Raw genomic sequence first — 8,497 nt, forward strand, 5'->3', positions numbered from 1 at the left:
GGAGGAGGCGGAGAACTCGATGGCCGAGCTCGCCGCCCTCGCCGAGACGGCCGGCTCCGAAGTCCTGGACGGCGTGATCCAGCGCCGTGACAAGCCCGACGCGGCCACCTACATCGGCTCCGGCAAGGCCCAGGAGCTGCGCGACCTGGTCGCCTCCTCCGGCGCCGACACCGTGGTCTGCGACGGTGAGCTGACGCCCGGTCAGCTGATCCACCTGGAAGACGTGGTGAAGGTCAAGGTCGTCGACCGCACCGCGCTGATCCTGGACATCTTCGCCCAGCACGCCAAGTCCCGGGAGGGCAAGGCGCAGGTCTCGCTCGCGCAGATGCAGTACATGCTGCCGCGCCTGCGAGGCTGGGGTCAGTCGCTGTCCCGGCAGATGGGTGGCGGTGGCTCCGGCACCTCGGGCGGCGGCATGGCCACCCGCGGTCCCGGTGAGACCAAGATCGAGACCGACCGCCGGCGGATCCGCGAGAAGATGGCGAAGCTCCGCAAGGAGATCGCCGACATGAAGAAGGGCCGCGACACCAAGCGGCAGGAGCGGCGGCGCCACCAGGTGCCCTCGGTGGCGATCGCCGGGTACACCAACGCCGGAAAGTCCTCGCTGCTCAACCGGCTCACCGGCGCCGGCGTCCTGGTGGAGAACGCGCTGTTCGCCACCCTGGACCCGACGGTCCGCCGGGCGCAGACCCCGAGCGGCCGGCTGTACACGCTGGCCGACACGGTCGGCTTCGTCCGGCACCTGCCGCACCACCTGGTCGAGGCGTTCCGCTCCACCATGGAGGAGGTCGCCGAGGCCGACCTCATCCTGCACGTGGTGGACGGCTCCCACCCGGAGCCGGAGACGCAGCTCGCCGCGGTGCGCGAGGTGATCGTCTCGGTCGAGGCGCAGAACGTGCCCGAGATCGTGGTGATCAACAAGGCGGACGCCGCCGACCCGGCGGTCCTGCAGCGCCTGCTGCGCCGCGAGCCGCACGCCATCGTGGTGTCGGCCCGCAGCGGCCACGGCATCGACGAGCTGCTCGCCCTGATCGACGAGGAACTGCCGCGCCCCGCCGTGGAGATCAGGGCCCTGGTGCCCTACACCCGCGGTGACCTGGTCTCCCGGGTGCACGCCGAGGGCGAGCTGATCGCCACCGAGCACACCGCGGAGGGCACCCTGCTGCACGCCAAGGTGGCGGCGATGCTGGCCGGAGAGCTGGAGCGGTACGCGGTCGTCACCGCGTAACCCGCCCCGCGCGACGACGAACGGCCCGAGGAAGGAACCCCTTCCCCGGGCCGTTCGCACGTCCGGCTACTGGCTCATCTTGCCCTGGACGAAGGCGTCGAACATCCGCTTGGCGTCCGCGCCGAGGTTGGGGCCGGCCAGCCAGGTGTCGTCACCGATCGAGGTGTCGGAGAACAGCACGGTCCTGCCGTCCTTCTTGGTGAACCAGCCGCCGCCGGACGAGCCGCCGGTCATGTTGCAGCCGATGGCGAGCATCGGCGGACGCGAGCGGTCGAAGACGAACGGGGTCGGCTTGGGCGCGGAGTCGCAGTGCTCCAACTCCTCGCCGTCGAACGGCTCGTCGGCCGGGTAGCCGTACGCGGCGGGCGAGTTGATCTCGCTCGGCTGCGCGCCGAACCAGATCGGCACCGAGCCGCCCACGGTCTCCTCCAGCGAACGGCTGGAGCCGTCCTGGTTGACCACCCGGATCACCGCGTAGTCGAACTGGCTGGCCTTGGAACCGGTGTGGCCGGCCTCCTGGGTCCACTGCGGCATCACCAGCAGCGAGCGGGCCGCCCAGACGCCGAGCGGGGCGATCTGCTCGCGGGTGGCGTTCTCGCCCTTGCCGTTGCTGGTCGCACCGGACTTGTTGTACGAGGGGACGAACATCAGCTTCTTCATGTACTCGCCGCCCTTGCCGGCGTGCACGCAGTGCGCGGCCGTCCACACCAGGTTGCTCTTGCCCGGGTGGCTCGGGTCGCTCACCACGGTGCCCGAGCACACCATGTTGCCCTCCGGGCTCTGGAAGAAGATCTTGCCGACCACCGCGGTGTCCGCGCTGTACGGGTGCGGCTGCGGCTTCGCCGGGATGGTCTTCGGGAACACCACGTCCTTCAGCGAGGGCGCCTGGGCGTCCGGCTTGCCGGTGGTGACGCCCTTCGCGTCGGAGAGCTTCTTCTTGTCCCAGAAGCTCTTGATCGCCTCCAGGTCCTCCGGCTTGAAGCCGTTCTTGCTGGCCCAGTCCGCCCAGTCGTCGGCGGTCCAGGTGGAGACCTTGGCGAGCGCGCCCTGAATGTCCTTCACGTCGATGCCCTCGGCCGTGCTGCTGCTGCCCGGCGGCACCGGGTTCGCCTTCGTGCCCTGGCTCTGGCAGGCGGCGGTGCTGACGGCGAGAACAGTCACCAGGGCGGCTGCGGCGGCGGCGCGCACGCGGCGTGCGGTCCGGTGCTGGGTGTTCATGGGCGATTCCCCCGTGGTCGTCGATCGGTCGATGGGTCGTGGAAGGTGACGCACGGTCACTTCCGGGAGATGTAGTCGAGGGCCTGGCGGGCCACGCCCTCCAGGTAGGGCCCGTTCAGGGCGGTGTGCGCCTGGGTCCCGATGGAGGTGTTGCTGACCAGCCGCTGACGGCCGTCCGGGCCGTCCGCGAACCAGCCGCCGCCGGAGGCGCCGGCCGTCATGGTGCAGCCGATCACCAGCATCGGCGGGCGGGCCGCGTCGAAGCTGCGGGAGCCCGGGCGGCCGGAGTCGCAGCGCTCCAACTCCTGCCCGTCGAACGGCGCGAGGGCCGGATAGCCCCAGGCCTGGATCGCGAGCTGCTCGCGCGGCGCGTCGAACCACACCGGGACGGCGGTGCCGATCACCTCCTCCAGCGAGCGGCTCTCGCCCTCCGGACCGCGCACCTTGATCACCGCGAAGTCGTACTGGTTCGCGGCGTCGCCGCCCCGGGTGCCCTCGGTGGTCCACAGCGGCGAGGTGATCACCTTGTCCGCCCACCACTGCCCCAGCGGGGCGACCTCGGCGAGCGACGCCCGGTGGTGGTCGCTGGCCGCGCCGGAGCTGTTGTACGCGGGCACGAAGACCAGGTTCTTGTACCAGTCGCCGCCCTTGCCCTCGTGGACGCAGTGCGCGGCCGTCCAGACCAGGTTGCTGCGCCCCGGACGCGCGGGATCCGCGACCACCGTGGCCGAGCACTGGCCGGTGCCGCCGTTCGGCGCGGTCATGAAGACCTTCCCGGACGCCGGGTAGCTGGTGTACGGCCGCGGCACCGGCTGCGCCGCCACCGCCGACGGTCCGCCGCCGGCCGACGGCGACGGACTGCCCGCCGCGGACGGTGACGGCAGGCCGGACGGCGAGGGCGCGACGGAGAAGGCGGGCGCCGCAGGCCCCGAGGGCGGTGCCTCGGGTGCCGGCGCGGGCTGCTGCGGGGGCGCCTGGTCCATCGTCTCGGCGCTCCACACGCCCGCCACCGCAGAATTGCGGAAGCCGTGCCGCTGTGCCCAGCGGTCCCAGTCGGCGAACCCCCAGCGCTTCAACTCGGCGAAGCTGCGCGGGTTCCCGCCCCCGCCGCCGTCCGAGCCGCAGGCGGTCGCCCCGCCCAGCAGCGCGACCGCGCTCAGCGCGGCCACCACCCCCCGTGCCCTCACGCTCAACCCCCCTGAAACGGTCCGTTCCCCCGGGGACAGTCTTTCATCCGGGGGCGGGCCGGCGGCGGGCGGTGCGGTCCTGTTGGCGTCCGGTCATCGAACCGTGATGGTGACGGTCCGTCAGGATCCCAGCTCGGGGGCCGAAGCGGGGACGATCGCGGGAAGCTCACCGGAACGAGTGAGCCGATCTTGTGCCCGACCCTCGGGGATAGGTAACCCTTACCCGAAAGGCAATCGCGCGGCTCAAGGAGCGGATTTGGCCACCATCCTCACCGACGTCATCCCGGCCCCCGGCCGTCGTCGGCCGGACACCCCACCCCGGACCTGCTGCTCCACCCCGACCCGGCGATCGCCGCCGAACACGCCGCCGCCGAGAGCCTGTTGCGCTGCTGGGCCCGAGAGACCGCGGCCGCCCGACCCGACGGCGACCTGCTGCGCATCCCGGTGCTCGGCGGCACCGCCCGGCTCACCGCGCCGGTGCGGCACTGGTCGGCCTGCGGCTGGCACCGGTTCGGCCCCGCCACCCTCTCCACCGGCGCCGCCGAGCACCCCGTCGACGCCGTCACCGTCGCCGCCCTGGTGGCCGGCGCCACCGGCCGCCCGAACCCGGCCAGCTCGCCGACCTCACCTCCCGGGTCGCCGACTCGGTCGGCCGGACCGCGGAGATCCTCGCCCACCGCCGGTCGCTCACCGCCGCCCCCGCCGACCCGTTCCTGCGCGCCGAGCAGTCGCTGCTGCTCGGCCACCCGCTGCACCCCACCCCGAAGAGCCGCGACGGCCTCGGCCCCGCCCAGTCCGCCGCGTACTCGCCGGAACTGCACGGCTCGTTCCGGCTGCACTGGTGGGCCGTCGACCGGGGCCTGCTCGCCGCGGACTCCGGCACCGGCACCCCCGCCGAACGGATCACCGCCGAGCTGTACGGCCGCCCGCTGCCCCCGGCACCGCCGCACTGCCGCTGCACCCCTGGCAGGCCCGGGAACTGACGCTCCGTCCGGCCGTCGCCGAGCTGCTCGACCAGGGCCTGCTCACCGACCTCGGCCAGCACGGCGAGCCCTGGCACCCCACCAGCTCGGTGCGCACCGTCTGCCGGCCCGGCACCCCGTGGATGCTCAAGCTGTCGCTGGGCCTGCGGATCACCAACTCCCGCCGGGAGAACCTCCGCAAGGAACTCCACCGCGGCGTCGAGGTGCACCGCCTGCTGGAAGCCGGCCTGGCCCGGCGCTGGCAGGCCGTCCACCCCGGCTTCGACATCGTCCGCGACCCGGCCTGGATCGGCGTCGACCACCCCGCGCTCGGCGACCCCAACGGCCTGGACACGGTGCTGCGGGAGATGCCGTTCGGCCCCGCCGACCGCGCCCTGTGCGTGGCCGGGCTGGTCGCCGAACAGCCCGTCGACCGCTCCGGCTCGCAACTCGCCCAGGTGCTCGGCGAACTCGCCGCCCGCAGCGGACGCCCCACCGCGACCGTCGCCACCGAGTGGTTCCTGCGCTACCTGGACGCCGTGGTGCTGCCCGTGCTGTGGCTCGACGGGCAGGCCGGCATCGCCCTGGAGGCCCACCAGCAGAACAGCCTGGTGCTGCTCGACCGGCAGGGCTGGCCGGTCGGCGGCCGCTACCGCGACAACCAGGGCTACTACTTCCGCGCCTCGCACGCCGACCGGCTGCACCGCCTGCTGCCCGGACTCGGCGCGCACAGCGACACCTTCGTCCCCGACCAGGTCGCCGACGAACGCTTCGCCTACTACCTCGGCATCAACCACGTGCTCGGCCTGATCGGCGCCTTCGGCTCCCAGCAACTCGCCGACGAGCAGCTACTGCTGGCCGCGCTGCGCCGCTTCCTGGCCGGCCCCGCCGCCACCGCCACCGGCTCCGCGCTGCCCGCCCACCTGCTCGACGCCCCCACCCTGCGCTGCAAGGCCAACCTGCTGACCCGGCTGCACGGCCTGGACGAACTGGTCGGCCCGGTGGAGACCCAGTCGGTGTACGTGGAGATCGACAACCCGGTGGCCCGGGCGTGACAGCGCCGCCGGACGGGCCGGGCGGGCCGCCGCCCGGCCCGATCGTCACCCCCGCCGGTGAACTCGTCCTGCGCACCGTGCGCCTGGACGAGGACCTCGACCTGCTCACCGGCTGGATGAACGACCCCGACACCGACCGCTGGTGGGCACTGGCCGGCCCGCCCGGCACCACCGCCGCGCACGTCGCCGGGCAGCTCGACGGCGACGGCCGCAGCCGCCCCGTGATCGCGCTGCTCGACGGCCGGCCCACCGGCTACTTCGAGCTGTACCGCGCCGACCTGGACCCGCTGGCCGCGCACTACCCCGCCCGCCCGTACGACCTGGGCGTGCACCTGCTGCTCGCCCCCGCCGCCCGCGGCCGGCGGCTGGCCGCGCCGCTGCTCGACGCGATCGCCGCCCGGCTGCTGCGGGACGAACTCCGCTGCACCCGGGTGCTCGCCGAACCCGACGTCCGCAACACGCCCTCCGTCCGGGCGTTCGCCGCCGCCGGGTTCACCCGGGTCGCCGACCTCGAACTCCCCGACAAACGCGCCGCCCTGATGATCCGTCCGCGGCCCGAGACCTAGGACCCCATGAACACCCAGCAGCCCGAGCCGTACGACCTGATCGGCGTCGGCATCGGCCCGTTCAACCTCTCGCTGGCCGCGCTCGCCGACCGGGCCGAGTCCGTCCGCGCGCTGTTCCTGGACGCCCGACCCGAGTTCCGCTGGCACCCCGGCATGCTCGTGGACGGCGCCCGGATGCAGGTCCCGTTCCTCGCCGACCTGGTCTCCCTGGTCGACCCCACCAACCCCTGGTCCTTCCTCAACTACCTCCGCGACCGGCAGCGGCTGTTCCCGTTCTACTTCAGCGAACGCTTCCACCTGCCGCGCCGCGAGTACGAGGACTACTGCCGCTGGGCCGCCGACCGGCTCCCCAACTGCCGCTTCGACAGCCCCGTCGACGCCGTCCACTGGGACGCCGAACGGCAGCACTACCTGGTGCACGCCGCCGGCCGGGTGCACCGGGCCCGCAACCTGGTGCTCGGCGTCGGCACCGAACCCGCCCGGCCCGAGGCGTTCGCCGCACTGCGCCACCACCCCGCCGTGCTGCACTCCGCCGACTACCTGACCGGCCGTCAGGCCCTGCACGGTGCCCGGGACATCACCGTGGTCGGCTCCGGCCAGTCCGGCGCCGAGGTGTTCCTCGACCTGCTGCGCCGGCACGCCGGCGACGGCACCCGGGTGCGCTGGCTGACCCGCACCCGGGCGCTCGCGCCGATGGAGTACTCCAAGCTCGGCCTGGAGCAGTTCACCCCCGACTACACCCGCTACTTCCACGGCCTGCCCGAACCGGTCCGGGACGCCCTGGTGCCCGCCCAGTGGCAGCTGCACAAGGCCGCCAGCACCGAGACCCTCGCCGACATCCACGACCACCTGTACGAGCGCACCGTCGGCCGCCCGATCGACGCCGAACCGGTCGAGATCCTCCCCGGCACCGCCGTCACCGAGGCCGGGCCCGGCCCCTGCGGCGGACTCGAACTGCACTGCCGGCACACCGACTCCGGCCGCCGCCACCTGGTCCGCACCGACGCCGTGGTGCTCGCCACCGGCTACCGGGCGCGGCGCCCCGCGCTGCTCGACCCGATCGCCGACCTGATCGACTGGGACGCCCGGGGGCGCTACCGCGTCGACCTCGACCACCGGGTCGCCACCCGGCAGCTACTCACCGGGGGGCTGTACGTCCAGAACGCCGAGTTGCACACTCACGGGGTCGGCACCCCGGACCTCGGGCTCGGCGCCCACCGCGCCGCCGTGATCCTGAACGCCGTCGCGGGCAAGACCCTCCACCCGCTGCCCCACCGCACCGCCTGGACCACCTTCGCCCCCGGAGCCGCCGAGGCCCCGGTGCTCCCGCGACCCCAGGAAGGGAACGAGCGTGCCGCAGCCAGCCGCTGACCCCGTACTCCACCTGCCGCCCCAGCTCACCTCCGGGCACTGGCAGGCCGCCGCACGCGCCATGCTGGCCAAGCTGCTCGGCGAGTTCGCCTACGAGGAACTGCTGCACCCGCGGCCCGAGGGCGACCACTACCTGCTCGAACTCCCCGACGCCGACTACCGGTTCACCGCCCGCCGGGGCGCCTACGGCAGCTGGCGGATCGACCCCGACTCGATAGTGGGCGGCGAGGACCCGCTGCGCTTCCTGCAGCAGGCCCGGCACACCCTGAGACTGACCGGTGACACCACCGGCCACCTGGTCCGCGAACTCACCGCCACGCTGATCGCCGACGCCCACCTGCGGGCCACCGCACTGACCGCCGCCGAGCTCGCCGACCTCGACCACGTCGCGCTGGAGGGCCGGCAGACCGGCCACCCGTGGATCGTCGCCAACAAGGGCCGGCTCGGCTTCTCCGCCGCCGACACGGCCGGCTGGGCCCCGGAGGCCCGGATGCCCCGCACCCTGCCCTGGCTGGCCGTGCACAAGAACCTCGCCGCCTTCCGCGGCGACCGGACCATCTACGACACCGAGCTCGACCCCGCGTTCCGCAACCAACTCGGCGAACGCGCCGACGAGTTCTGGCTGCTGCCGGTGCACCCCTGGCAGTGGGACGAGACCGTGGTCGGCCTGTTCGCGCCGTGGATCGCCAGCGGCGAGATCGTCCCGCTGCCCTCCGACGGCGACCTGCGGCTCCCGCAGCAGTCGATCCGCTCGTTCTTCAACCTCAGCCGCCCCGACCGGTGCACCGTCAAACTGCCGCTGGCCATCCTCAACACCCTGGTCTGGCGCGGCCTGCCCACCGAACGCGCCCTCGCCGCACCCGCCGTCACCTCCTGGATCCTCGGACTGCGCGACCGGGACCCGTACCTG

General features: G+C 73.5%; 5 protein-coding genes and 2 pseudogenes. 5 read left to right on the plus strand and 2 right to left on the minus strand.

What is annotated here, in order from left to right:
- Positions 1-22 precede the first annotated feature (22 nt).
- Positions 23-1,228, plus strand: a pseudogene (gene hflX / locus KCH_RS47335) (GTPase HflX); the annotation flags it as partial.
- 66 nt (positions 1,229-1,294) lie between these two features.
- Here hflX and KCH_RS25325 read toward each other — a convergent pair.
- Together KCH_RS25325 and KCH_RS25330 are read right to left on the minus strand one after the other, a co-directional pair.
- Entirely contained in the window at positions 1,295-2,446 is a 1,152-nt protein-coding gene (locus KCH_RS25325) for a trypsin-like serine peptidase (protein ID WP_051653430.1), read from the minus strand.
- Between the two features lie 56 nt (positions 2,447-2,502).
- Positions 2,503-3,633: a trypsin-like serine peptidase gene (locus tag KCH_RS25330; protein ID WP_157032188.1), complete on the minus strand. Its 1,131-nt coding sequence runs from the start codon at positions 3,631-3,633 to the stop codon at positions 2,503-2,505.
- 276 nt (positions 3,634-3,909) lie between these two features.
- Here KCH_RS25330 and KCH_RS25335 point away from each other — a divergent pair.
- From KCH_RS25335 to KCH_RS37790, 4 genes and pseudogenes are all read left to right on the plus strand, one after another.
- Positions 3,910-5,650: pseudogene (locus tag KCH_RS25335) on the plus strand (IucA/IucC family protein); the annotation flags it as partial.
- A complete protein-coding gene (locus KCH_RS25340) occupies positions 5,647-6,216 on the plus strand; it encodes a GNAT family N-acetyltransferase (RefSeq protein ID WP_051653434.1) in 570 nt (189 codons plus the stop codon). The pseudogene KCH_RS25335 and the gene KCH_RS25340, both read left to right, overlap by 4 nt.
- Before the next feature lie 6 nt (positions 6,217-6,222).
- On the plus strand, positions 6,223-7,587 hold the full coding sequence (locus KCH_RS25345) for a lysine N(6)-hydroxylase/L-ornithine N(5)-oxygenase family protein (RefSeq protein WP_035866770.1): 1,365 nt from the start codon (positions 6,223-6,225) through the stop codon (positions 7,585-7,587).
- A gap of 61 nt (positions 7,588-7,648) precedes the next feature.
- Positions 7,649-8,497, plus strand: an 849-nt coding sequence (locus KCH_RS37790; protein WP_279635944.1) for an IucA/IucC family protein, incomplete at its 3' end; no start/stop codon positions are given.

Origin of the sequence: Kitasatospora cheerisanensis KCTC 2395 (assembly GCF_000696185.1) — a bacterium.
Taxonomy (GTDB): domain Bacteria; phylum Actinomycetota; class Actinomycetes; order Streptomycetales; family Streptomycetaceae; genus Kitasatospora; species Kitasatospora cheerisanensis.